Consider the following 26673-nt stretch of genomic DNA (forward strand, 5'->3'; position numbering starts at 1 on the left):
AATACGCCCAGGAGGAGTTGAACCCCCAACCTTCTGGTCCGTAGCCAGACGCTCTATCCAGTTGAGCTATGGGCGCTTTTTTTGTCGAAAATCAGCTGACAATATATCAAAATATACGCCCGTGTCAATTAAAATGTGTTCTGTGGTAATGAAATCGGCACCAGGTGCGATCCCGATCAACTATAAAATCCGATGAAATTATTTTAGATAAAAAAAATAAATGACCGCAAGAACGGCCACAATGAATATGGCCAGAAACAGCATCGGCAACTTGCTCGCCTGTTGCTCGGAACCGGTCCGAGTAATTACCTTCTGCGCCGTCTGGTTCAGTTTGACAATCGATTCAACTATCTGATTTTCCCGCAGAATCAAATCATCACCCTCCACCGGAATCGTTACCGGAGAGACAACCGGAATATCCGATTTGCCGACATCCTCAACTCGGAAAGCCACGACCGTCACATTATCGAGTCCGCCCCTGTCATTGGCCATCTGGACCAAATCCGTCACCAGTCGTTCGACATCATTGCGGGATTCTTTGGCCACCGAATAAATATCTTCATCCTCGACATAACCGCATAACCCGTCGGAACAAAAAATATAAACATCTCCCTTTTCCATTCGATCGGATCGGAAGTCGATTTCAACCGTTTCATGAATTCCAAGAGCCCGCGTGATCACATTACGATTGGCCAGTTTGGCCGCTTCCTCCCTGGTATATTTGCCCGACTCCTCCAGTTCGGCAACCCAGGAATGATCTCTGGTCAGGGGTATCAGGCGATCGGGAAGCAGTCGATAAGCCCGGCTGTCTCCCACATGCGCAATATTGACCATATCGCCCTGCAGGATGGCCCCGACCACGGTCGTCCCCATGCCGGTATAATCACTTCGCGATCGCGATTTGAGATAGACACTGCGATTGGCAATACGAATGGCTTTAACCAGCAGATCACCGGATGATGGAAACCGGGCCGGAAGGGCCAGAACACTATCCGTTGCCAGTTCACTACGCAGTTCCGAGATGCAATAGCTGATCACATTGCAGGCCTCGTGCGAGGCAACTTCACCCGCCTGATGACCACCCATCCCGTCGCAGACAAGAAACAGGTTGCGCTCATCGTCTATTTTGAAAGTATCTTCGTTGGCACTGCGAACATGCCCGACATCCGTTTTTCCGGCTGATATTATCCTGACAGTCAAAGTCTCTCCAAAATTGTGCTCAATAAACCTGATGCTGTTCTTCAGTATAAAAAAGTTAAAAGACGGCAACAATAAAAAAAACGGCAATTTCTATGGGGATACCCAATAAAAAACCCCGGCGAACCCGGGGTTTTTTTATTAAAAGACTTGCGTCTATTTCATAAGTACCATTTTTCTAACCTGAACACCTTCTCCCACCTTTATCCGGTAGAAGTAGATACCGCTGGCCAGGTCATGACCATCGAATTCAATCGAATGGCTTCCGGCTCCAAGCATCCCGAGATCCTGATGTTCAATCGTCTGTCCCAGGAGATTAAAAACCTCGAATTCGACGGCCGCCTTCGATGTCAGGTCAAAAGAAATAGTGGTAGCCGGATTAAAGGGATTGGGATAATTCTGATTCAGACGGAATCCCTCCGGCAACAGGACTTCATTTTCATCGCCGACATCGGTCGGAATTTCCACCGAAGTGATCGCCGAACCCTCGACATAAACCGAAGCATCAATCCCCGAGCTGACCCGGAAATCAACGACATCGGTCATGGCATGGAATATCGCGGTGGGTATGAGGACATCGAAATAAATGGTGGCCTCTCCCCCCGGCAGAGCATAGACAAAACCGATCATGGGTTTGATTATCCAGCCATGCGAGGTTGATCCCGAAATGGTATAAAAATCGATTCCCTCGCCGGTATTTCGAACCGTCACATAGTAACGGACCGTCTGCCCCGGGAAAGTGGTCTGGTCGCCCGGCATGGCAACGCTTTCGATCCCCAGCATGGCCGAAGCTGATAGATTAACTTCAGACTCGCCGCCCAATTCCGTCCAAACAGGTAATTCCGGCCCATTTGCAACGGCCATTCGCCCATTGATATAAAAGGTTATACTATCACCCGGATTAGCTCCCTCATCGATATCATCGGTTCGCGAATCATCGCCGTAAACCGCCAGAAAACCATACTTTCCGGAAATATCTACCGTATCTGTTCCGCAATAGATACCATCCGGATCATAGGCATCGATAATCGAACCGACCGGAATCGGGTTGTCGTTGTAAGCTGTCACCGAACCGTAGAAATTGGCCCAGGTGGTAGTCGGGATAATATCTCCGGCCAGGGCCATAATCGGCATCAGACTCACGCCTCCGATAATCAGCAATGTCACAATTCTTTTCAACACTTGTATCACCACCCTTGGCCGGCCGCCTGTTATGGCGGCCGGTTTGGAGTTTACTGTTTCACTTACTTCATCAGCACCATCTTGCGTGATTCATTAAATGAACCGGCTTTCATTCGATAGAAGTAAATACCGGAAGCGACCGCCTCGCCATTCTCATTCACGCCATCCCAGATGACATCATTACGTCCGGGCTGGGCAATACCATCGAACACCGTCCGGACTTTCTCGCCGAGGATGTTATAGATCTCGACCGTGGCGGACATGGCCGAGGGCACCGAGAATGATATGGTCGTGGTCGGGTTGAATGGATTGGGGTAATTCTGTGACAGACCGAATTCCTCGGGTAGCAATCCGCCGCCGGTCCGGGCTGTCAGAGTTCCCAACTCCAGTTTACCGCCGTTTTCCGACCAAGTAAAGGTTTCGTTGGTTTCGACACCATCAATAACCAGGATAAATTCCTCGCCCGGTTTGAGTCCTTCACGTTCGACCGTCGAAGGATCATCACCATAAACCGGTACAAATCCGAACTTGCCGCCATCGCCAATTGCGCCATAACCGACCACACTGCCGTCGGCGGCCTTGATTTCAACTTCGGAGCCGGTAGCCACCGGAACACCGTCCAGAGTTAAACCATATGAGTAGACATTCATCCACATCCGCGAGGTTGTAACCCGACAATCGGCGGCAACTTTATTCGCATGGGCAAAAGTCTGACGGAAGACCATAACCGGACCTATCCCCGGATAGATTAACTGGTCATCATAGTAAACCTTAAGCCAGTATCCAAATCCGGGCTTCATAACCGGCAGCGTTGAATATTCCGGCAGAAGCGGATCGAAGGTCTGACCCACGCCATCGAATCCGAGAGCGACAATCAGGTTAGTATCGACTATCGAATACAAAGCATCCCAGGTGGAATCCTCAACCGCCGGCAGATACGATACCAGATTCCAACCCAGCTCAAGATCGATAGGCGTGGTGGCGGCCACCGGTGTCCCGGTCACGATCAGTGTATCCGCGCAGTTCATCTTCACCCAGTAGCCGTGGAAATGATCGGTTTTCCAGAGAGTCGAAAATTCGGGCAGTGACGGATCATAGGTGGCCCCGCCCTGTTCGAAACCAAGCACGACATCAACGCAATCCCAAACTGATTCCAGAAGCGTCTCGATATCATCTTCAGGAGTATCGACATTCCAGGAAATCAGGTTCCAGCCCTGCTGAAGCGGGATTGTCCGCTCCTCAACGCTGAAGATGTCCAGACAAACCTCCATATTATCACCGTTTTCAGTCCAGATTCTGTCGCCGGAGGCATTGGCCGGATAACCGTTGATAAAGAACTGAATCTCATCGCCCGGCTCGGCTCCTTCATCCGCATCGGTGGTGAAATCATCGCGATAAACGAGCATGAAACCGTATTTACCCGGCTCCGTTACAAAATATGTTCCGCAATGAACGCCGTCGGGATCATAAGCATCGACCACCGAACCGGCCGGCATCGGAACACCGTAGAAATAGTTGTCGTCACAATAGAAATCAACCCACTCCTGGGTCGGAGTCACCGGCGGAACCGCGCTGAGGACAATCTCGATTCCGATTTCACCAAACTGAATTTCTTCAACCAGTCCGGGATAGTAACCCTCTTTATAGGCGTACGCGTCAAACGGCGAGATGCCGGAGGAATGGCAGGCAAACTGGCCGTTCTCATCGGTAATATCAGTCAACATCTGACCGCCGCCGGGGAAATCATCCCAGAGCTCGACCGTCGCTCCCTCGATTTCATTACCTTCGGTATCCACCACCCGGCCGCAAATATAACCGGTACTGGTATCAATCACGACACCGCCGGGGATAAAGGTCGGACGAATGATATTGAGCATATCATCGATAAAGGTCAGACCGCCTTCCGGTATAATCCGGGTCGTGTCGATCGAAACAAAGGCTTCGGTGGCACCTTCCTGAATGGTGAAATGTAGTTTGGCCAGAAGGCCGCGCCCCGGAATAACGTTTTCGGAGAAGGTTGGCACGATTCCAATCTGAACCCGCCGCGTGGCATTATCAATAACCACCGGCTTATTGTCGACATAACTCACTCTGGTCCCTTCAAAGGTGACTTCATTAAGATGAATATCCGAAGAACTCCAGATCAACGGCAAGTTGATGGCCTGAAGAACTTCGAAATTCCTGAAGTAAACCGGGACGATGATATCACTGCCCGGAACACCCGGAACCGTGGAAACCCAAACCGAATCCTCGCTCACCGGACCCGACGGCTCGACTGTCAGGTAATACGGGACCTTGACGGTATCAGCCGCCGGCGACATTTCCTGGATTATAAAAATAGTATCGGCATAACTGCCCGGCGCCAGCATGGAAGTATTAACCATTAATACCAAAGAAGTCGGTGTCACGTAACTAAAAGTCCAGGTTGACAGCCACGAACTCATATTTGCGAAAGCGATTCCGATATTCGCCCCACTGGCTTCATAAACCAGGAGGGAATCATAGGCCGTCATTCCCTGGGTCAACGTCCGGTTGAAATAGAGCGGAGAGACAGCCAGCTGATATTCCGGCTGACCCTCGACCGTCAGCTTCACCGGCACAAATAAAGGTGAGTTGAATGCCTCGTCCGACATAACCACGATAGTATCGTAATAATCACCCGGTTCCAGAGAAGTAGCATCGACCGTGAAATGAATCGTAATCGGCGTCTCAAAGACTATATCGGTGTCCATTATCAGCCAGTCGGAAGAATGGTAATAAGTTCCTATGATATTTCTATCACTGACTTCATAAATGTATAATGAATCGATCAGCATATAATCGGCATTGAGAGTATAATCGAAATATTCCGGCAATGTCGCCAATTCGGACAGAGCGGATGTAACCGTCAGCATCACCGGCACGAATAACGGTGAATTGGAAGCTTCATCCGACACAACCACGATTGTATCGTAATAATCTCCGGGCTCCAGAGAAGTGGCATCGACCATAAATTGTACGGTGAATGGTGTCGCATATACTATATCGGTATCCGGAAGCATCAGCCAGTCGGAAGAATTGGAATAAGTTATCGGGATATTTCCATCACTCATTTCATAAATATGCACCGAATCGCTCAGCGTATCGCCGACATTAAGAACATAAGTAAAATATTCCGGTAATGTCGCCAGTTCGGCCAGAGCGGATGTAACCGTCAGCATCACCGGGACATAAATCGTCGAGCCGCTTCCATCAAGCGCCATAACTGTGACAGTATCATAATATGTACCAGCCGCCAATCCGGCCGAATTAATATAAATGGGCACCGATTCCGGTGTCACCGGATTGAGGCTGTAATCGGGCAAAGTCATCCAGCTGCTCTTATTGGAAACGGTGAACTCCACATGACGATCACTCAATTCATAGACGAAGATCGAGCCATAGGTCGAATCCCCTTCCATCAGGGTAAAGTCGTAATGGTCGGGACTGGCCGCCAGTTCTGTCACCGGAGCCTCTTCGATCGTCAGCGTCACCGGAACACGCAATGGCGTATTATTCGGCTCGACGTCCATGGTAATGACAATTGTGTCATAATATGTGCCGATCGCTAATCCGGGAGTAATATAGAAGCCGATTGTATCCGGCGTTACCGGTGCTTCCGGTAGAATAACCAGATTCAGCCAGGCTTCGCTGTTACTATAATGGAATTCGACATTTTGACCGTGCGTTTCATAAACAACCAGATAATCGGAAATCGTATCAGTCGGAGTAATGGTATAGATGAATTCCGTTGGAGTAGTCGCCAGTTCGGTTATTACGGCCGCTTCAACATCGAGAGTCACCGGAATCACTATCGGGGAGTTAGTGGCCTCAGCGGCATCAATCGTCAATGTTCCCTCATAGTGACCCTCATCCAGCATTTCGGCATTGATAACGAACAAACCGTAACCGGGAGTCTGAAACACCGTGTCCGTAGTGACAATCCAATCATCCGAGCCGGTCAGCGCGAAACTAATTTCGCGGCCGCCCTTTTCGATAACATAAATGGAATCAAGCATCATCTGACCGGCCGTCAGGGTGTATGTCAAAGTTGCGGTATCAACCGACAATTCGATCGGAGCCTCGACGTCCTGAACCGTGATATACACACTTTCGGAATCGGCCAGCTGACCATCGGAAGCGATAAACATTATCGTATAATCACCGACTTGTGTCGTATCGGGACGGAACTCGAATACTCCATGACCGTTACCGCTATCGACAAAAGTCATATTTTCATACAAACCGCCGGTCGTAAGAGTGGGAATGGTTCCATCCGGATCTGAAGCCGATGCCGGAATTACCAGAAGACCCTCCTCGTAAACATATTGTACCCCGACCGGCACATTTTCCAGAACCGGAGCCCGGTTAACATCATTGACCGTCACCGAGACTTCCAGTTCATCGGTCAGATCACCATCGGTGGCATAAAAGATTACGGTATAGTCACCGGCCTGGTCATAATCGGGTGTCCAGGTAAAAGTCCCGGTGCCGTCGCCGTTATCGACAAAACTGGCGCCATCGGGAATATCAGCCGTGATTTCCGGAGTCTCCCCATCGGGGTCGGCTACGGTGACGTTAAATGTTAATTCCACATTTTCATCGGTAGTCTGCGGATCGACCGCCGCGAATTCGGGCGCCCGATTGACATTATTAACCGTAATTGATACTTCCAACGTATCCATCTTGGTCCCGTCGGAGGCATAGAAGATAGCTGTATAATCACCGGCCTGATCATATGTGGGTGTCCACGTAAAGGTCCCGGTTCCATCACCATTATCTGTAAATCCGGCACCCTCGGGGATCGTCGCCGTCAGAGCCGGAATCGCGCCATCGGCATCGCTTGCCGAAACATTGAAAATCAATTCCGCATTCTCATCCGTGGACTGCGGATCGACATCGGCAAACACCGGCGGGCGATTGACATTGTTGACCGTGATGGTTATTGTCTCCTCGTCATCCAGTTCACCATCGGAGGCATAGAATGTAACCGGGTAATCACCGGACTGCTCAAAAGTCGGAGTCCAGTTGAACGTCCCGGTTCCATCGCCGTTATCCGTAAAACCGGCTCCCTCCGGTAAGGTTGAAGTTGTCAGAGCAGGGTAAGTTCCATCCGGATCGGAGGCTGAAACCCCGAAAGTCAGCTCAGCCCCTTCATCAATTTCCTTATCGCCGATATCGACCAGAACCGGGGCCTGATTCTCAGGTTGGGTGGTGTCCAGAACCGTGAAACAATATGGCCCGCTGAAATTGAAAGTCGCGTCATCAAAAAGCCAGTCGAATTTGCCCTCAGGATCAACTCCCGGAACGGTACATGAATCAATACAGAATGTCCCGGCTTCATCAATCTGATAGGCAAATGAATAATAATTCACCGGAGCGGCTTCCACAACCCAGCCAAAAACGGAGGCGCCCGTAAAATTGATCGTATCGGGTAATGCCCCATCCCAGCTGAAACCGTAAAACTGCTTGATAATCAGCCAATAATCCATCCAGCCATTCTTGGTTGTTATCGAACTGTCCCGAAGAGTATCCTGAAGACGCCAGTCAAACACCACCGAACCTTGAACGTTGCGGTGTGTTACGTTGGAGATACTCCCATCCGGGCTGTAAAAATAGAATGGAATACTTAATCCCACCTGTTCGAAATATTCATTTTGCAAATAAATATCCACAAAAAACGGATCGCCCTTGATGACCGTATTAGGTGCATACTCGGGAGAAATTTTCGCGGTTATGCTGGAAGCGCCAGCCTGCCCGGCTATCAAAAAAACCAGACATGTAACTGCAAGATAAAGCAACCGTCCTTTCATCTCACACTCCTGTTCTGTGATTTATAATTTGAGTTATTTTGATTAATTTCACAATTGATTCAGAGACGATATAGTGTTTCCATCTGTTCAAAATTATTTGTTATTACTAAATTCCCACCCGAACCGGTAGCGAATATACTTCACTCCGGCCCGGACACTATCTTAACCGCCTGACACTTTTAGCAATTTAGCAAACTTAATACCGGAACACTATATTATTGCAAGTTCTAGCAAGTACATCAATGCTGTTTAACACTAATATTATATGATTTTGAACATTTTTGTCAAGTCATTTTATCAATGGTATTTATGCAAATCAATGCACAAAAAGTTCACTCCGCCGCATGCATCGCCCGGCGTTTTCGAAGACGATAATGTAAAAACACTATTATTAAAGTCGCCCCAAGAAAATCAAATAACCAGTCAAACGGATCGGAATGCCGCCCGGGGATATAACTCTGATAGAACTCATCGAACATAGCAAACATGGCCACCAGGACCAGGGAAATACCCAGTATCAGGATAACCCTGTTCGGCATCAGGTGCGATATCGACCGAAAAACCAGAATCGCAAACACGGCATACTCAATAAAGTGAATTATTTTATCCAGTTTGAAAATATCAAAGGAGTTTTTTCCCAGATCGGGAATAGACGACAAAATAATAATCAGGGCCGCATACGCGATAGCCGGAAGATGATAAATAAAAAAATTCCTCATTCTTGCTCCTCAAGGCCAAGGCAAGCCTAACGGTTTTGGGGCCGGGAAGCAAGAAAAATCTTGGAGCGCCGTAAATTGAAATAAAATCAATCAATCATATCCCGGGCTGTAAGCGAATTATTAACTTGACATAATCCTTACAATATTGGTAAATAAAACCGGTGTGTAATTTATAAAACAATGCCGAATATGAAGAAAAAAACTGAAATAAATCAACTGCCCACTTCCCCGGCCCTGGTGGGAAAAGATGTTTATCTTCGGCCCGCCGAACCGGCCGATTATGAGTTGACCTACCGCTGGTTTTTGGCCTCCGATCCGCATTCACAAACCTGTCATCTAATCAGAATGGCCACCCCGGCTCAGGCCGCCGAACGGGCGAAACAGCGCGAGATCAACGTCAATGAAGGAGATTTCATTATTATCCGGCTGGAAGATGACAACCCGGTTGGAAAAATCAGGTATTTTAATCTCAATATGCTAAATCGATCGGCTGAGGTGGGTATAATCATGGCTCCCGATGCCCGGAAACAGGGATACGCCAAAGAGGGCCTAAGCCTGCTGGTTGGTTATCTGTTTGCCTATTTGAATCTCAACAAGGTTTATGCCCAGACATCGACCTTCAATAAGGCAGCCATTAAGCTCCTGGAAGCTCTCGACTTTAAACTCGATGGAACCCTCCGCCAGCATCATTATTTCAAGGGCGATTTGTACGACGACCTGGTTTATTCACTGCTGAAGTTTGAATACAGCCCGTGATTTTTCCGGTCCCTTGATAAACCGATAGAATATTCCCTGATTGGGTAATGAAATCGCCCTCATCCCGGGGAACAGGTTCGTATATATTTTAATCAATGACAAAGGTTCACCGGCAAACGGAGGCAATATGAAAGTCCGAGATATCCTGAAAACCAAAGATAACCGGCTCGTGAGCATTGCTCCCGAAAAAACCATACAGGAGGCGATGAGCAGAATCGTGGAAAGAAAAATCGGCGACCTCCTGGTTATGAAAAATGACACCCTGATCGGAATCTTAAGTGAAAGAGATATTCTGAAAAACCTGGCCGGCCATGGAGCTGCCATCCTGAAAGAGCCGGTGGAAAAATATATGACCAGAAAACTCATCATCGGCATTCCTGATGATGATGTCGATTCGGTAATGGCTTACATGACCAACAACCGGATTCGTCATGTCCCGATTCTTGAGTCTCAGAAGGTTATCGGGTTGATCTCGATTGGGGATATTGTCAAGTTCCAGGTCCAGAATCTCAAAGTCGAGAATCGCTATCTTGTGGATTATATCACCGGCAAATATCCGGCCTGAAAATCGGGGCCATACCCGGTTACTCCAAATCGAATTCGAATTTAATAAAAACAAAACCGGCGGGGTAGTATCCCGCCTTTTTTATCCTCCCCGAAATTGCCCCGATCGGACTTTCCGGTGTTAAATTTTTGAACAAACTGCCGATATTTTCCCATAGATAAGATAGACTCAACACGAACAAAATGGGATAAATGATTTTGCCAGGTAGTCTATCATGGGAATAATATTGTATTTACGGAATCAAAAGGTCCTGGGCTACACACCTTTTTACCGGCCGATACAATTATTTCAGGGGCCGGGGATCAATAAGGAGTAATATAATGGAGCTTACAGTCACCCATAACCGGAACGAAACGACCTCCGGAATTAAAAGCGACGGGGACAACAAATTATTCTGGGAAACCAGCCGGGTCACCCGGGAAGATCGCGAAAATCGCAATAAACACCGGGGATATATCATCTGGCTGACCGGATTGAGCGGGGCCGGAAAATCGACCATCGCCCAGGAACTGGAGAGGATCCTGTTTTCCCGCGGTTACCAGATTCGTATTCTCGATGGCGATAATGTCCGGCAGGGTCTGAATTCGGACCTTGGCTTTTCTGCCGATGATCGTCAGGAGAACATCCGGCGTATCGGCGAAGTCTCCAAGCTCTTCGCCGAAACCGGAATTATTACGATCAGCGCTTTTATCTCGCCCTATACCAGGGATCGTGAACGGATTAGGGGAATCATGCCGCCCGGAGATTTTATCGAGGTCTATGTCGAATGTTCCCTTGCCGAATGTGAGCGGCGCGATACCAAGGGTCTGTATAAAAAAGCCCGCGCCGGGCTGATTAAGAATTTCACCGGCATTGATGATCCTTTTGAACCTCCGGCCAATCCGGAATTGATCGTCAATACCGAAAACTCGACCGTCACCGAGTCGGTCTCGGTTGTTCTAAGCTATCTGAACAAACATGGTCATTTATAACCAAGAATATTATCGGAATATCAGGGCTCGCGGGATAATCGCGAGTCCCTGATAGAATAATCGGATAAATAAATTTTAAGAAATCAATTTGAAATAGGGACTTATCGGGGCCGATCTTATGGAAAAAACAGCACAAAGTGTAACCTACAGGCAGGGTGATGATATCGAGCGCGCGGCGCATCGAACCTGGTATCGCGGCGGAATCTGTAATTTTATCGCCAGCAAACAAAATATGAGAGAACCTCAGGCCATCGAAAAATACATCCTGAAAGGCTGGCCCCCGAATTCACCCATAATCTCCAAACAGAGTAAAATTTTGGCGTTTGGAAGCTGTTTCGCGCGTCATATTTCGGAATATCTCGGACAGCGCGGCTATCTGGTCGGGGCCGCCCGCGAGGGCCTCGACACCTATATCATCCGCTGCGGAGCGGGCATGGTCAACACCTTTTCGGTCCTCCAGCAACTGGAATGGGCCTATGAAAACAGAAATTTTTCGGAAAACCTGTGGTATGACTCCGAAAAAGAGCTCGCCCCGTATAATCGCGAAATACGCGAAAATACCCGCCGACTTTTCGATCAAACCGATATCTTCATAATCACCCTCGGTCTCTCCGAAGTCTGGTGTAACCGTCAAACCGGGGAGGTTTTCTGGCGGGCTATCCCCCAGGATAAATTCAATCCGGAGATTCATGGTTTCCGGGTTACCACGGTCGACGAAAACCGCGACAACCTTGAAAAAATATACTCGGTGATTAAAAAGCATCGACCGCAGGCCGAGGTTATCTTCACCCTCTCCCCGGTTCCCCTGGTCGCCACCTTCCGGCCGATATCATGCACCACCGCCAATTCCGTATCCAAAGCCATCCTGCGAGCGGCCCTCGATGAATTCCTGAGACAGCATCCCGACACCCCCGATCTTCATTACTGGCCATCCTATGAAATCGTCAATAACTACTTTTCCGATCCCTATGAGGATGATAACCGGCATATCAAACCGGAAGCCGTCCGGGTTATTATGGAGATGTTCACGAAGTATTATTGCCGATCCGAAAAACCAAAATTGGGTCTTCCACCGGTATCGAAAAACCGTGAAGCAGGGCGCAAAATCAATCTGGTCGGGGGCCGAGAAGTAGTTTGATCGGAACGTTTTACCAGTTATCATCGGGCGTATAGCCCAGTTCAATCAAAAGGGGACCCGCGATTTTCTTGATTACCGGCTTGTCTTCCTCTTTTAAATCGGTCTGCCAGCGCGCCACGGCCTTTTTATACAACGGCTTGGACACCTGGTCGGCGCTTGATTCACCCGCCAGATTGCGTTTTTGTTCATGAAACTTGAGAACAACCGGATCCCAGGGCTCATCGATAAATTCGAACAGCCTTTTTAAAGTCGCTTCGGTTTTATTGATAATATCCTCGTACCTGATTTCCAGATAACGGTCTTTCAATCCCGGCAGATTCAATGCCCGGCGTCCCGCCATAACCGCCTGAACCCAGTAATCGGCGGCCTTATCGGCCTCCCGGGTATAGGCTATCGGCTGGCCGGTGGTGGGATCGACCCATTTCATCTGCAACAGGGAACAGATAATATCCCGGCCGTCGCGAATGACATGGATCAAGGGACTTTCGGGAAACAGGTAATGAAGGTGCTGAAAATAAAATACATTATTGGGAGATTTCTCGGCCATCCGGGCCTTGCCCTGCTTTATCCGGTATTTTTCCATAAAAGACCGGATCATGTTATTATAAATTTCATCCACATCTTTGGGCGTCAGGTTGTATTCCATCATCGGTTTGGCAAAGGAATTACGGATAGTGGACCATTGCTCGGCGATTATGGGAATAATTTTTATTTCCGGCCCGCAGGCGATATTCGGATGAGAATCAAGAATTACCCTTACCAGAGTCGTGCCCGACCGGGCCGAACCGCCGACGAATATCGGAGACTTCATCATAATTTGGCATCCTTCGCGATTTACTACCGGCCATCCCCGGCGTCATTTTCAAGTCTTTTCATCAATTGCAATTGTATTCAAAATTACTAAAGTCGGTCAAGTTTAAAAAAATCAATTTCCGTTAGAGAACTGCACTTATTTGATTTTATTAGAGACCGATAATTGGGGTGAAATATCTGGTCGTTCTATACAACACAGAAATCTCCCAATGAATGTGCCAACTATCATTAGTATAGAGAAAGTCCAAGCCAACCAGATGCTATATCGGAAGCCGTATTCGTATTTCCTTTCCAATAATTTGCTTAGGATATAATTGGCTGTAGGTAAAATGCCCTCTTTCCGATGAAGCTTTCATGATGAGGAATATACCCTCAAATGGTATATTAGAGGTAGTCAGCAAATTTTTTATCTCATCGACAGTAATGCGTGGCTTGCATTCAATGCTGACAATTAAATTAAGGTTTGGTGTTTTCTTATATTTTCCGCATTTATATTTAATAAGTTGAGCAAGTTCTCGACAAGGTTTTTTGCCGGCGCGAAACACGTATCTTACTACCTGAAAATTCGCCATCCAATTTTTAACATTTATTTTTATATCGACATCTTTGTCAGAAATTAATTTCTTGCCGTATTTAATTAACCAATCAATGGTTATTTCCTTTTGGGGGCAATTATCTTGCCAGTCTTTTGCGGCTGGAAAGCCTATTATAGCAACTTCTTTCTCGTCTTCCTTGAGAAATTGAACAAAAATATAGCCAATTAGAAGCTCATGTACCTTCTTGGGCAGTGCTTTATTTGGATTAAATCCTTTTAAGTATGATAAAATATCTTGTTGGGATAGCCCAAGTAGGCCTTCTTCCTTCGATTTCGGAATCGGTTTTGACGTATCATTATTTTCATTCATTATCGGGCCACTAAAAAATCGGGGTGAGAGGATTTGAACCTCCGACTCCTTGCTCCCAAAGCAAGTGCGCTACCAGGCTGCGCCACACCCCGAAAAACCAATGCAATATATCCCCTGTAAAAACAATGTCAAGAAAGATGATTTCTACAATTTAGTAGATAATCCGAATATCATAATTCTCCCTGATTTTCAGCCAGTCGCTTTTCAGGATGGCATATCGGTATTCATCCTCAAATTTATTCCCGGGACCCAGGGTATATTCCCGTAAAATTCCTTCCAGCCGAAATCCCGGCGTTTTTTCAATCGACTTTTTTGATGAAATATTCGAAACAAAACAACCGGTTTCCACTCGATTCAATCCGAGCAGATCAAAAGCCAGATGAAAAAGCAATGGTTTACTGGAAGGTGCAATTTCCCGGCCCCTCATATGGCTTAATATATCCGCCCCCGTATAACCACGCAGATTTTTCCAGCTGCCGATTCCCAGCGATGTCAGACCAGCCAATTCATTATTAAACAACACGTAAAATCCGAATTTTATTCTGATCCCGGACTCATCATATCGAGGCTTATAGCTTTCATCGATTTCGGCAAGCATATATTCGGTATCCGCAAATCCCCGAAACATGTCCTTGACTATATCCAGATTATTTTCGTCAATCAAATTCAGGATTATCGGGCCGGATGATATCGCTTTTAATTTTTCCATTGATAGAAACTGATAAAGTTAAAAATGATGCGTTATTTCGGATTGCCGAATTTTGATGAAAGAAGCTCTCTGGCCTTCACAAGCGCTTTTCCCCGGTGAGAAACGCTGTTTTTTTCCTCAAGAGTCATTTCGGCGAATGTTTTCCCCGCCGGAGGATAAAAGAAAACCGGATCGTAACCGAAACCGTCATACCCCGCCTTTTCTCCGGTTATGATCCCTTCGGCTGTCCCCTCAACCGTTTCGACTCGGCCATTATCAAACGCCAGTGCAATCACCGCTCGGAATCTGGCCGCTCTTTTCCCTTCAGGAATCCCCTCCAGCTCCGCCAGAAGTTTCCGGTTGTTGTCTTCATAACTGCATTCCGGTCCGGCATAGCGAGAGGAATATACCCCCGGAGCGCCGTTTAAAGCCTCGACCTCCAGTCCCGAATCATCGGCCAGAGCCGCAAATCCGGTAAATTCAGCGATCCCCCGGGCTTTGAGAACAGCATTTTCCTCGAGCGTCAGCCCGGTTTCCTCGATTTCGGGGAATTCCAGGAAATCATCGCAGGTTAATATGGTGATCGGCAGATCCTTTAACAGCTCCCTGATTTCCCTGATTTTATCTTTATTCTTCGTCGCCAGAACAAGCTGCATTGTCACTCCAACAAAAACGATAATTCATCAGGAGGCCGTAATCAAATCTCCCTCCCCGCCGGGCCGTCATAGCTGAAATTGCGGTTGCCCAGCTGACGCATCGGCTTCTCCCGCGTCATCTCCTCATACGCATGCGCCAGAAGACCCGGTACCCGGGAAATTATGAAAAATCCCTTGCCCAGCCGCCAGTCGAAACCCATATCGGAGATCACGGCCGCAATTGCCCCATCGACATTGATCGGCAGCTGTTTCCCGGTCGATTCCGCCAGCGCCTTTTCCAGCGCCCGGCATAACTCAATATGCCGTCCCGAAAAATTATTCCTTCCCGCTATTTCGAACAGCTTCACCGTCCGCGGATCGACATTATGCAACCGGTGCCCGAACCCCGGCATCCGGATTTTCTTTTCTTTCATCCAGTCCACCATCTGCGATACCAGCGTTTTCACCTCGCCCTCTTTTCCGGCCCAGTTCTGCAGAATCCTGGCGGCATTTTCAATCGCCCCGCCGTGACTGTCGCCGATCACCAGCACTCCCCCGGCAATGGCGGCGTTGAGCGGATTACCGCCCGAAACAACATTGCGCGTCCCCAGCACCGACGGCGGCGAACAACCGTGATCGATTGATGATACCAGAATCGCCCGCATCATTTCCGCCTCGGCTTTGGTGGGGAGTTCTCCCTTGAGTATCAAAAAAACCGCCTCGGCATAAGACAGCTTATCCATTATCTGGGTGATATCATAACCCCTCACCCGGATCTTGCCGGGACCAATATCGGTTATCGCTGATTTCCAATCATTATCAACCATATCTCCTCCGCTTACTTTTTATTTTGACTGCTGTCAGTCGAGGTGGAATCAAGCTGGATTGTCCGCACATTCATCCCCTCGTAGTCGATCTTCACGAATTCTTTCCACTTTTCTTCGAATTCCTGAATACTCATTCCGAATAATTCTTCTATTGATTTATCGAACGAGGCTGTTGACTGCCAAAGCATTTTGAATCGGTTGACCCCGAAATTGAAGGTTATCGTGCCCACAAATGAGGCCGCTTCCCATTCGCGGTGATATTTGTCCTGACGGGCAAAGGCTTCGTTGTCGATCAGCGAATCCAGCGGAATATAACGCCCCATCTCGATCAGACCGGCCACATTGTGATGGTAATTCCTCCCGGAATAATCGCGCAGGGTTATCAGACCATCATAGAGGAAATTCCAGTCGGTCCGCCGGATACCCATATGACCCACCAGATACCGGGCCAGCGGTGTCCCGAAGGGCGGCACCCGGTCCCAGTGAATCTGGTTCTCGGTATGAAAAGGAAGCTCCCGTCCGGTCAGCTTTTTCCCTTCGACACCGTTGTTATGAATATAAAAATGAATGGTGTCTTTGGGTATATCGATTCCCAGGAATTCGCAATCCTCTTCCAGATAGCGCTCATAGGCATTCGAAAACGACTCCATATTTTTCCCCCAGTAGCTGTCCGCGGGAAAATGAAAGACGAAATGTTTATAGCTGTATTTCTGCCATCCGGGATACTCCGGAAGCGACTCCCGGGCACCCTTGGAACAGAAAACCCCGCCCAGAACGACCGCGGCCAGAACCGCCAATATGACAACCTTCATCATCGAATCCGATTTCCGCGTCAACACTTTTAATCTCCTCAATAAATTACGCCATGACCATATAAACCGATCTCTCCGGGAAATCAAATATAGAATCGGTCGGCGATATTGTCAAACGGATAAAAAAACAGACGGCCGGCGGCAATTCAAACCAACCGGCCGTTTTGGGGTTTATTTTAAATGTCTATCACCTAAATTCTCTCATAAACAAGAGCCTTGGTGGGACAAAAATGGGCGCATACCGGGTTGCCCCCGCACAGATCGCACTTGATCACTTCGTCATGAACATCATCCACCAGCGAGCACCCGAACGGGCAGGCCGCCACACAGGCATAACATTTGACACACCGCTCCCGGTCCAGATCGATAGCCCCCGTCTCCTCGTTACGCTTCAGGGCGTTGAACATGCACGATTTAACACAGGCGGCATCATCGCACTGCAAACAGGCGACCGGAACGAACTTATCCTTGGCGTAGGAAATCGGGTAAATCCGGCTCCGGCCCGGTTTCTGATTCTGCGTATGACTGAAAGCGCAGGCCAGTTCACAGGTGCGGCAGCCGATACACAGCGACGGGATTACTTTGAATCTGAATTTCATCATAGCGCCGCCTCCGCCGCCTTCGCGATAATATCACCCATCTTCCGCGCCGTTTCCATCCGTTTGCAGTCGTCACAGGTATCGAAATACTCGCTCGGTATTTCTCTCTGCTCGATCAGGAAATCGGCGAACTCCCGGCTGATAATCTCCTTGCCGCACTTTTTGCAGGTCACCAGATCGAATTTTCTATTCCAGATGGTGCGGACGCCGTCCTCGTCCCGCCACGGGATCACATCGGTCGGGCAAATCTGGGCACAGGCCAGACAGCCGATACAATCCGGCGGTTCCTCCCCGAAAGGAGGCGCAATGACCTTTTTATGACCCCGTTGAACCGCCGATATGGCATTTCTTCCCAGCACCTCGCAAATACGGGTGCAGGCGTAACACATTATGCAGTTGTCGGCTTCCGGTCGCGCCTCATAGCTTGATTTACTCAGGCCGTATTCCTCGGCCAGTTTTTGAATATACTCCGAGTCGGGACAGCGGGCCAGCTGTAAATCGAGGATGGTTTTCCGGATTTCCAGCAACTCCGCTGTATGCGTCCTGACAATCAATCCGTCTTCGACCGGGTAGAGACACGAAGTGACGTATTTCTTCCAGCCGTCCCATTCCTCGCGCGTGATTTCCACCGTGCAAAGACGGCAATTACCGGTCGGCTCGATCGCTTCATGATGGCACAGTGCCGGGATATCGATTCCCTCGCGCTTAATGACCGCCAGAAGCATCTCCCCTTCCCGCGCCTTGACGACTTTTCCATTTATTGTGATATGTACCATATTCCACCCATCATACTATGTCTATGGCATCGAAATTACAAACCGCGTAACATGACCCGCATTTGGTGCAAAGCTCCTGATCCAGGACATGCAGCTTTTTCTTCTCGCCCGTAATGGCGTTGACCGGACAGACTCTTATACAGGCCATGCATCCGGTGCACTTATCGTTGATCGAATAAGTAATCAGTTCCTTGCATACTCCTCCGGGGCATTTCCTGTCCCGGATATGGGCCAAGTATTCATCGCGAAAATACATGACGGTACTTAAAAACGGATTGGGGCCGGATGTGCCCAGCCCGCATAGCGAGGCCGTTTGAATAACCTTCGATAGTCGTTCCATCAATGCCAGGTCGTCTTCATCGGCCTTACCCTCGCATATCTTCACACATAGTTTATGAAGCTGATATAACCCCTCCCGGCAGGGAACGCACTTGCCGCATGATTCCTCGACCAAAAAATTCAGAAAATATCGGGCTACATCGACCATACAGGTACGGTCGTCCATGATAATCATCCCGCCCGAACCCATCATCGATCCGGCCTCCGTCAAGGTGTCGAAATCCACCGGCAAATCTAATTTTGCCTCGGGCAGACAGCCCCCCGAAGGACCGCCGGTCTGGACCGCCTTGAATTTCCGCCCTTCGGGAATCCCGCCACCGATATCGTAGATTATTTCCCTTAAGGTGATCCCCATCGGGACTTCAATCAACCCGGTATTGGTGATTTTTCCGGCCAGCGAAAAGGCTTTGGTCCCGGTCGATTTTTTGGTTCCGATCGAGGCAAACCAGTCGGCTCCTTTGTCGATAATAACCGGGATGGTGGCAAACGATTCCACATTGTTCAACACCGTCGGTTTATCATGCAAACCCTTGGCTACCGAACGCACATACTTGGCCCGCGGTTCACCCACTTCACCGGCTACTGATTTCATAAGGGCCGATGATTCGCCGCAGACAAAAGCGCCGCCGCCACGGTTTATTTTTATGTCGAAATCGAACCCGCTACCCATAATGTCTTTTCCCAGAAGTCCATGCTGTCGGGCGGCATCAATGGCATTACGAAGATTTACGACCGCCAGCGGGTATTCTTCCCGAACATAGATATATCCTTCCGGGGAGTCGATCGCAAAAGCACAGATTATCATCCCCTCCAGAACCGAATGGGGATCTCCCTCCATAATACAGCGATCCATGAATGCCCCCGGATCACCTTCATCGCCGTTGCAGATAACGTAGCGGATATCGGATTCGATTTTGGCGCATGAAGCCCATTTGCGCCCGGTGGAGAAACCTCCGCCCCCGCGTCCGCGCAAACCCGACCGGGAAACCTCGTCGATTACTTTGGCCGGTTTCATACTTTTCAGGACTTTCGCCAGAGCCGCATAGCCACCCCGGGCGATATAATCGCTGATGGAATCGGGATCGATTTGCCCCACATTGCGAAGTGATAATTTCATCTGCCGGGCATAAAAAGGTATCTCTTTATAATCAACGATCTTCTTCTTGCTTTCGGGATCGGTATAGAGAAGCTTCTCGACAAGCTCTCCTTTTTCAAGTGTCTTTTCCACGATCTCGGCCACATTGGCCTTCTTGACCTTGGAATAAAAGATGCCCTCCGGCTCAATTACCACCAGCGGGCCCCGGGCGCACAAGCCGTGACATCCGGTCTTCTTGATCGATTCCACCGTCACATCTTTAATTTTTTTCTGGGCCAGAATATTTTTGAATTCTTCCAGAATCTGATCGGAACCGCCGGCCAGACAACCCGGCCCCAAACAAACCAAAACTCTCTTTTTCTGGGCCTCGATTCTTTTCTGACATTCCTTCTGCCACTGGCCGAGCTTTTCTGTGCTGTCGATACGCATTTCAGTCCTTTTTCACCAATTTCAGGGCCTTGTCGACGCGGACATTGCCGTGATACTTGTCATTGACTATCATTACCGGCGCCATGGCACAGGCTCCGACACAGTTGACGATTTCGATGGTAAATTTTAAATCCTCGGATGTTTCGCCTGCCTTGATTCCCAGTCCGGTTTCCAGCTGCTCGAGAATCAGATCGGCCCCTTTGATATGACACGCCGTTCCCTTGCAAACCCGAACGATTTTCTCTCCCCGCGGCTTCAGGCTAAAGGCTTTATAAAAGGTTGCCGCGCTGTAAACCTTGCTCAGCGGGACACCCATATAATCCGCGGCCTCCTTCAGCGCCATTTGAGGTAAATAATGAAATTCCTTTTGTATGTCCTGCAGAACGGCAATCAGGGATGCTTTGTCAGCTGGATTCTGCCCGATAACTTCCCTGACCTTTTCTATTTCTATCATCCTCATAAATTACCTCTTCACTCCCGCTTCGCGGACAAGCTTCCGGCCGACCTCGAAGGCCCGGTGATTCACTTCCAGAAGCTCCTGTTTGCGAGCACCCAGCTTTGCATCGAGCATTTTTTCCAGAATCTTAAACGAGACAATATCGGTTGCTTCCACATAGGCCGCCAGCATAACCATATTGGCCACCTTCGGACTTCCCGCCTTAATTGCCAGTTCATTGCATGGAACCATAATTTCGGTAACATCGTCTCGACCGGAATTGATATCAATAAGCGAGCTGTTTATCAGGAGCAAACCGTCTTTACGGATCAACTGACCGAATTTGTCAAGCGACGGCCGGTTGAACACGCAGGCCGACATGGGATTGTTGATGATCGGAGAACCGATCCGGCTGTCGGATACCACTACCGTACAATTGGCCGTACCGCCCCGCATTTCAGGACCGTACGACGGTATCCAGACCACCTGCTTGCCTTCCTCCATGGCGGTGTAGGCCAGAAGCTGGCCGGCCGTCATAACCCCCTGGCCGCCGAATCCGGCGAAGACGACTTCCTTTTGATCGGCCATCCTAAGCCTCCTCCCTTTCCGGATCCTTGTATATGCCCAGCGGATAGTACGGCTTCATATCCGAGGCCACCCACTGCGTTGCCGCAAAAGGAGCAATTCCCCAGTTGGTCGGGCAGGTCGAAAGGACTTCCACCAGCGAAAAACATTTATTTTCCTTCTGCAACCGAAAGGCCTTTTTGATGACTTTTTTGGCGCTGACAATATGCATCGGGGTATGGACTGCCGCCCGGGCTATAAAGGCCGGGGTTCTCAGAGTTGAAAGTAGTTCGGCCATCCTGATCGGGTACCCCGCCAGATTGACATCGCGACCCATCGGCGAGGTGGTTGTCCGCTGCCCCGGCATGGTGGTCGGGGCCATCTGCCCCCCCGTCATACCGTAAATGGCATTATTGACGAAGATCACGGTGAATTTCTCCCCGCGGTTGGCGGCGTGCACGATCTCGCCCATTCCGATCGAAGCCAGGTCACCGTCACCTTGGTAGGTGAATACGATCATATCGGGACGAACCCGTTTGAACCCGGTGGCCAGAGCCGGGGCCCGGCCATGAGGGGCCTCGAGAAAATCACAGTTGAAATAATTATATATGAGCACGGAACACCCCACCGGTGCCACCCCGACTGCCCTTTCCCGCAGGCCGAGTTCATCGATCGATTCCGCAACCAGGCGATGTATCACTCCATGCGTACAACCCGGACAATAATGAGTGATATTGTCGCTCAGCGCTTCCGGCCTTTTGAATATTGTTGTTGTATCGCTTAGCATATTATCCTCGTTTATCTTCGAAGACTATTTTTTCTTTTTAAGAATTTCCCGTATTTTATCCTTGACCTCGTTGGGCGATGGCACAATTCCGCCTGTCCGGCCGAAAAAGGCAACCGGCTTTTTACCCAACACGCACCGCTCAATATCCTCGACCATCTGACCCACACTCATCTCGATTGTCAGCACCGCCTCGATATTTTTCTTCGCGGCCTCAGTATATATTTCTTTCTCCGGGAAGGGGAACAATGTGATCGGCCGGAACAGCCCGACACTTATCCCCTCGGTTTCAAGTTCATCGATAGCTGTCTGGCAGATACGGGCCATGGTCCCGTAGGCCGCAATCAAGATCCTGTTTTTTTCGGTAACCTTATAAAGTTCGTAACGGACTTCCACGGCCTTAATTTTCTTTGCCTTTTCGGCCAGGGCGAAACTGTTATCCTCAAGTTTTTGGGGATCAAGAAAAAGCGATTTGGTTATCCTGGCCGGACGATTCTTGGCTCCGGTCAAAGCCCAGTCATAATCATCGGGATTATTCTCCTCCCGGTACTTTCCAGGGAATTCCACCGACTCCATCATCTGACCGATCATCCCGTCTCCGATGACCATCACCGGGATACGATATTTGTCGGCCAGATCAAATGCCAGAATCATCAGGTCAACGGCCTCCTGCACCGACGACGGCGCCAGGACAATTACGCGGTAATCCCCGTGACCGCCCCCTTTGGTGGCCTGGAAATAATCCGACTGGGCCGGTAGAATCCCACCCAGCCCGGGACCACCCCGCATGATATTTATCAGAACCACCGGCAGATGTGCTCCGGCCATGTATGATATGGCTTCCTGCATCAAAGAGATGCCCGGTGACGATGAGGTCGTGAAAACCCGTTTACCCGAGGCCGCGGCCCCGAAAAGCATATTACCCACCGCCACTTCCGATTCCGCCTGAACAAAAACCCCGCCGACTTCCGGCAGACGCCAGCAGAGGTATTCCGCCACCTCGCTCTGAGGAGTAATAGGATACGCGAAATAGTTTTTGGCCCCGGCGCAAATGGCCGCCTCGCCTATCGCTTCGTTGCCTTTCATCAATTTCTTTGCCATAACCTCCCCCTTCAATACTCGAATAATGCAAATGAGGTTCCGTGGGTGTGCACCTCGATAGCCACATCGGGACAGGTAATGGCGCAGATTCGGCAGCCGATACACCTGGTCGGCTCATGCACCTGCGCATAAAAATACCCCTTCAGATTTATCTCCTTTGACATCGAGATAATCTGCATGGGGCAGGCGTGGACACAAAGCTCACAGCCTTTGCAATAATTCTTATCTATTTTGATACCGGGCATTTAATCATTCCCTTCTTCTTCAAAAGCTGATTTTCAGCCGGTTTCTTTTTTTCGCTCCCAAGGTTTTAACATCGACCGGGTCAGCGGCAAAAAAGCGCATTCATAACCGCCGGTATCCATACCCTCTAGAATGTCCCGCTTGACACTGACAAAAAACAGCGGCAGACCGGTTCTGGAACCCACTTCACGAGCCAGTCGATACCCTTCATCAATTATTTCCGCGTTGGTTTCGTCGATCATATGGCTGTTGGAGATTAAGCCCGTGAACTTAAGACGGGCCGTTAATTCGATCCTCTGCATCATCTTAATTGATCCATCCACATCAGAGGTTTGCGGCCGGCGGCTGTTCAAAACCATCAGCATTTCAAAAGTCCCCGTCTCAAACTCATCGGCCAGCGAACCCAGCGCTCGTGTCCCCTGGGCATCGCCCCCGACATCCAGAATCACTTTTCCTTCGTGACGCTCGATTATACCCTTCACTTCCGGCAGCAAAATCGGTAAATCAGCGTAAAACTGCCCCCCCTTGGGAGCAACAGCCCGAACCCCAAGTGCTTCCATTTCCCGAACAGTCTCGCGGGAACGAAAATAGGGATTTACCAGATCAAGATCGACAATCGTTACCGGGGAATCCTGAGTCGCGGCTAAGAATTTCGCAATATTTACGGAGACTTCCGTTTTGCCGCTTCCGAAGCCTCCTACGATGATTGTAATAGGACGTAAAATCGAGGGATATCGGATTTTTACCTCATTGGCCATGGAATATTATCCTTTATCGCCTGTCCCGTCAGCATCATGCTTTCGCTATCCCGCCTTTATTCTTACCACAAAATCCATTCGGCAGGAACAGCCCTGATCCAGCCTTTCAAAATAACCTATAACCCCAACTGACTAACAATATTACGCAACACCGCCTCAAAGTCAAGGGAATATTGTGAAATTTATCACTAATAATCCCTGCCTTGATCCATAACAAGATGTCCCTCTATCCCGAATTTACCCCCATCCTTCCAGCGAGCGGAAATTCTTGAACTGAGCGCTGTCTGCAAAAGTTGAAGGAGCTTTGAGATACATCAGGACACTGTCAACCATGTGAATATGGTTATGCTCCTCCTTGGCGATTTTCAGCAGAAGTTCCTTCTTCCTGCTGTCCGGTTCGATCGACGCCTTTTCCTCATAAAAGGCCTTCGATTTCTCCTCGGTCCGGAGGGCCGTGGTCCAGGCCGAAACAACATCCTGACCAAATGGTCTGCTCTCGCCTTTCTCGGCCATGGATTGGAATATGTTTTTGACATTCTCCAGAGTTTGACTGCCCGACAGCAATTCACCTCCCGAAATGTCTTTGGGATTGGCCTTCAAACGTTTGAAATACTCATAATGCCGCGTTTCTTCTTCGGCCAGAAGAACCAGTATCCGTTTCAGATCGGGATCAGTGGTCCCGGCGGCATGAGTCTCATAATACGCCTTGCCGTCCTGCTCCATCTTCATGGCATAATCGATTATATCCATTGTAACTCCTTGTTATATTCGTTTGACCGCTATTATTTAAAGATACAATAACTCCATGATGACGGCAACCATTTAGGCAGATTTTTTTTGGAAAGATTCTCGTATTGCCGGGCCTTTTACTCACCGGCCGGCAATAAATCGGGATTGGAATATTTGATTCGCTCCAGAAGCGAGAGACTCTTGACCCCGAAATAAGCATCCCTCTTGCTGTAAACCTTGTCCTTCAAAGCCTCGGGCAGTGATATAAAACCATAACCCTTGTCGATCAGGGCGGCAATAATATCCTCGAGGAAATAAGCATTGAGCCGGTTGAGCCGTAATTGTAATATCTGGCGTACCGGGCGTTCCATTATTTCCTGGGCCAGGGTTTCGGAATTCCCCAGCCGTTCCAGCAGGTGAGTTATATACTCATCGCGCAGTTCGATAAAATCGGCGCTGTCGCGGCTGTTGATGATCTTCTCCAGCGACAGGTTATAAACGAAATCCTCCACCACGATGGAGGCGTGGGCCAGGTTGATATTGGCCTCATCGAGATAATACTCCACATCCGTTTTAATCTCGGTGGTGGCTCCGTAATGAAGATATGGAAACCGAAAATATCGACTCGGTTGCTTGAATGATATTAGGAAATCCTCGATCGTCTCTTTGCCCTTTGCGATATCTTCGAGAAACATCTCAATCGGAACATTATCGATATCCTGCCCGGTGTAGGTGAACGATCCGATGGTATGCCCCGCTTCAAGCCATTTAACCAGAATCTCCCAGTCTCCTTCGATATTGTCGCCGATTACGAATGCCGCCGCCTTGATCTTATGCCTGGCCAGCGTTTCCAGAATTTTATCGTTGATCTCATACCGTTCGATCCGGGTATAATTTCTTTCCGCCGGAAGATTATCGAAGGTCAGACATATTTTTTTGATATTCAAAATCGGTTTTTTATCGGTATCGCCGCTCTGGCCGAAAACCGCGGTAGCGAGAAAAAAAACCGCCAGGAAACAAAAACAGGTCCATTTGGCAGAATATTTCATAACTCCAAATTTAGCCGCCCAAAATCCCCGGTCAACTAAAAAAGCTTGAAAATAAAGGCATTAGCCGGGATAAAAAGATAATATTACCGAAAGAGAAAACACCCGCCGACTTGAATCCCTCTTGACAAACCGGGCCGACTATTTCTATATTATGTAAAATAGAATTTCTTATATAATTTTCTCCAGTAGCCGATTGAATTTTTAAATATAAGTCGGGATTAGCATCATTATTTGCTTACCGTTTGGGGGAACGGAGTGAGTCATGAATGAGGACCCTGATATAATCTGGCAGGGGCTTATTGAGGATTACCTGAACAAGCTTCACGGATGGCAGCGTTTACTGTCGAAATATCCCTCCGGACCGCCGGAGGTTAACCGGGGCAGGCGCAAAAGCAAAATCGATATCGCCTACGAGCAGATGAAAGACGCTCAGCGGGCTTTATCCGAGTATGAATCGGTCAAGGGTTACTGAAAACAGCCCCGGCATAATATTTATTCGCACTATCGAACCCGCTACCAGTGCAAATGCTTTTTATTTGGAGTGTATCTCCCTTTCATTCCTGACCCGTTATAAACCCATGCGCCCCCAACGCTGTCATTTCCGCGAAAGCGAAAATCTAAAAACCCCTAAAAATCTTTGTTTCCACTGACAGCACTTGTCATCAAAACTGCTTTTTTTACCGAAACATCAAAAAATATTGATTTTCCCCACTTGACAATATTGATCTCTC

26 protein-coding genes and 2 tRNA genes are annotated in these 26673 nt (G+C 48.8%); 5 read left to right on the forward strand and 23 right to left on the reverse strand.

What is annotated here, in order from left to right; all coding sequences use genetic code 11:
• Positions 1-2: 2 nt before the first annotated feature.
• The 5 genes from JXQ28_05625 to JXQ28_05645 form a co-directional block, all read right to left on the reverse strand.
• A tRNA-Arg gene (locus JXQ28_05625) sits at positions 3-76 on the reverse strand.
• A gap of 122 nt (positions 77-198) precedes the next feature.
• Positions 199-1200, reverse strand: a complete 1002-nt coding sequence (locus JXQ28_05630; GenBank protein MBN2277208.1) for a Stp1/IreP family PP2C-type Ser/Thr phosphatase — start codon at positions 1198-1200, stop codon at positions 199-201.
• Between the two features lie 153 nt (positions 1201-1353).
• Positions 1354-2379: a T9SS type A sorting domain-containing protein gene (locus tag JXQ28_05635; GenBank protein MBN2277209.1), complete on the reverse strand. Its 1026-nt coding sequence runs from the start codon at positions 2377-2379 to the stop codon at positions 1354-1356.
• Between the two features lie 62 nt (positions 2380-2441).
• Positions 2442-8210, reverse strand: a complete 5769-nt coding sequence (locus JXQ28_05640) for a tandem-95 repeat protein (protein MBN2277210.1) — start codon at positions 8208-8210, stop codon at positions 2442-2444.
• Between the two features lie 332 nt (positions 8211-8542).
• Positions 8543-8929, reverse strand: coding sequence for a VanZ family protein (locus tag JXQ28_05645; GenBank protein MBN2277211.1), 387 nt, complete (start codon positions 8927-8929; stop codon positions 8543-8545).
• Between the two features lie 189 nt (positions 8930-9118).
• Here JXQ28_05645 and JXQ28_05650 point away from each other — a divergent pair, with 189 nt between their 5' ends.
• The 4 genes from JXQ28_05650 to JXQ28_05665 all read left to right on the forward strand — a co-directional run bounded on the left by JXQ28_05650 (position 9119) and on the right by JXQ28_05665 (position 12359).
• Positions 9119-9685: a GNAT family N-acetyltransferase gene (locus JXQ28_05650; GenBank protein MBN2277212.1), complete on the forward strand. Its 567-nt coding sequence runs from the start codon at positions 9119-9121 to the stop codon at positions 9683-9685.
• 127 nt (positions 9686-9812) lie between these two features.
• Positions 9813-10250 (forward strand): CBS domain-containing protein, encoded by a 438-nt coding sequence (locus JXQ28_05655; protein MBN2277213.1) that lies wholly within the window; start codon positions 9813-9815, stop codon positions 10248-10250.
• Positions 10251-10570: 320 nt separating this feature from the next.
• On the forward strand, positions 10571-11221 hold the full coding sequence (gene cysC / locus JXQ28_05660) for an adenylyl-sulfate kinase (GenBank protein MBN2277214.1): 651 nt from the start codon (positions 10571-10573) through the stop codon (positions 11219-11221).
• A 118-nt stretch (positions 11222-11339) separates the two neighbouring features.
• Positions 11340-12359 (forward strand): GSCFA domain-containing protein, encoded by a 1020-nt coding sequence (locus JXQ28_05665; protein ID MBN2277215.1) that lies wholly within the window; start codon positions 11340-11342, stop codon positions 12357-12359.
• Between the two features lie 10 nt (positions 12360-12369).
• Here the strand turns inward: JXQ28_05665 and JXQ28_05670 are convergent, their stop codons facing one another.
• The 18 genes from JXQ28_05670 to JXQ28_05755 form a co-directional block, all read right to left on the reverse strand.
• Positions 12370-13173, reverse strand: coding sequence for a sulfotransferase (locus JXQ28_05670; GenBank protein ID MBN2277216.1), 804 nt, complete (start codon positions 13171-13173; stop codon positions 12370-12372).
• Positions 13174-13432: 259 nt separating this feature from the next.
• A complete protein-coding gene (locus tag JXQ28_05675; GenBank protein ID MBN2277217.1) occupies positions 13433-14077 on the reverse strand; it encodes a hypothetical protein in 645 nt (214 codons plus the stop codon).
• An 18-nt stretch (positions 14078-14095) separates the two neighbouring features.
• Positions 14096-14169, reverse strand: a tRNA-Pro gene (locus tag JXQ28_05680).
• A 59-nt stretch (positions 14170-14228) separates the two neighbouring features.
• On the reverse strand, positions 14229-14786 hold the full coding sequence (locus tag JXQ28_05685; GenBank protein ID MBN2277218.1) for a GNAT family N-acetyltransferase: 558 nt from the start codon (positions 14784-14786) through the stop codon (positions 14229-14231).
• Between the two features lie 32 nt (positions 14787-14818).
• Positions 14819-15421, reverse strand: coding sequence for an XTP/dITP diphosphatase (locus JXQ28_05690; protein ID MBN2277219.1), 603 nt, complete (start codon positions 15419-15421; stop codon positions 14819-14821).
• 41 nt (positions 15422-15462) lie between these two features.
• The gene (locus JXQ28_05695; protein MBN2277220.1) at positions 15463-16227 is read right to left on the reverse strand and encodes a citryl-CoA lyase; all 765 of its coding nucleotides are present in this window, start codon (positions 16225-16227) and stop codon (positions 15463-15465) included.
• An 11-nt stretch (positions 16228-16238) separates the two neighbouring features.
• A complete protein-coding gene (locus JXQ28_05700) occupies positions 16239-17066 on the reverse strand; it encodes a hypothetical protein (protein ID MBN2277221.1) in 828 nt (275 codons plus the stop codon).
• A gap of 164 nt (positions 17067-17230) precedes the next feature.
• Positions 17231-17641, reverse strand: a complete 411-nt coding sequence (locus JXQ28_05705; protein MBN2277222.1) for a 4Fe-4S dicluster domain-containing protein — start codon at positions 17639-17641, stop codon at positions 17231-17233.
• Positions 17638-18414 carry a (2Fe-2S)-binding protein gene (locus JXQ28_05710; protein ID MBN2277223.1) on the reverse strand — a complete coding sequence of 259 codons (777 nt, stop codon included), beginning with the start codon at positions 18412-18414 and terminating at the stop codon, positions 17638-17640. The genes JXQ28_05705 and JXQ28_05710 overlap by 4 nt, the downstream gene beginning before the upstream one ends.
• 10 nt (positions 18415-18424) lie before the next feature.
• Entirely contained in the window at positions 18425-20278 is a 1854-nt protein-coding gene (locus JXQ28_05715; GenBank protein MBN2277224.1) for a 4Fe-4S binding protein, read from the reverse strand.
• Position 20279: 1 nt separating this feature from the next.
• Positions 20280-20738, reverse strand: a complete 459-nt coding sequence (locus tag JXQ28_05720) for an NAD(P)H-dependent oxidoreductase subunit E (GenBank protein ID MBN2277225.1) — start codon at positions 20736-20738, stop codon at positions 20280-20282.
• Between the two features lie 3 nt (positions 20739-20741).
• Positions 20742-21302 carry a 2-oxoacid:acceptor oxidoreductase family protein gene (locus JXQ28_05725; protein ID MBN2277226.1) on the reverse strand — a complete coding sequence of 187 codons (561 nt, stop codon included), beginning with the start codon at positions 21300-21302 and terminating at the stop codon, positions 20742-20744.
• Position 21303: 1 nt separating this feature from the next.
• Complete coding sequence (locus JXQ28_05730; GenBank protein MBN2277227.1) at positions 21304-22065, reverse strand: 2-oxoglutarate oxidoreductase; 762 nt, start codon at positions 22063-22065, stop codon at positions 21304-21306.
• A gap of 24 nt (positions 22066-22089) precedes the next feature.
• On the reverse strand, positions 22090-23163 hold the full coding sequence (gene vorB, locus JXQ28_05735) for a 3-methyl-2-oxobutanoate dehydrogenase subunit VorB (GenBank protein ID MBN2277228.1): 1074 nt from the start codon (positions 23161-23163) through the stop codon (positions 22090-22092).
• Positions 23164-23174: 11 nt separating this feature from the next.
• Positions 23175-23408 carry a 4Fe-4S dicluster domain-containing protein gene (locus tag JXQ28_05740; protein ID MBN2277229.1) on the reverse strand — a complete coding sequence of 78 codons (234 nt, stop codon included), beginning with the start codon at positions 23406-23408 and terminating at the stop codon, positions 23175-23177.
• 33 nt (positions 23409-23441) lie between these two features.
• A complete protein-coding gene (locus JXQ28_05745; protein MBN2277230.1) occupies positions 23442-24164 on the reverse strand; it encodes a cobalamin biosynthesis protein CbiA in 723 nt (240 codons plus the stop codon).
• A gap of 237 nt (positions 24165-24401) precedes the next feature.
• Entirely contained in the window at positions 24402-24914 is a 513-nt protein-coding gene (locus JXQ28_05750) for a ferritin family protein (protein MBN2277231.1), read from the reverse strand.
• 116 nt (positions 24915-25030) lie between these two features.
• Positions 25031-25942, reverse strand: a complete 912-nt coding sequence (locus JXQ28_05755) for a polysaccharide deacetylase family protein (GenBank protein ID MBN2277232.1) — start codon at positions 25940-25942, stop codon at positions 25031-25033.
• A 262-nt stretch (positions 25943-26204) separates the two neighbouring features.
• Here JXQ28_05755 and JXQ28_05760 point away from each other — a divergent pair, with 262 nt between their 5' ends.
• Positions 26205-26414: a hypothetical protein gene (locus tag JXQ28_05760; GenBank protein MBN2277233.1), complete on the forward strand. Its 210-nt coding sequence runs from the start codon at positions 26205-26207 to the stop codon at positions 26412-26414.
• The last annotated feature ends 259 nt before the right edge of the window (positions 26415-26673 follow it).

This window comes from Candidatus Zixiibacteriota bacterium (genome assembly GCA_016933955.1).
Taxonomy (GTDB): domain Bacteria; phylum Zixibacteria; class MSB-5A5; order GN15; family PGXB01; genus JAFGTT01.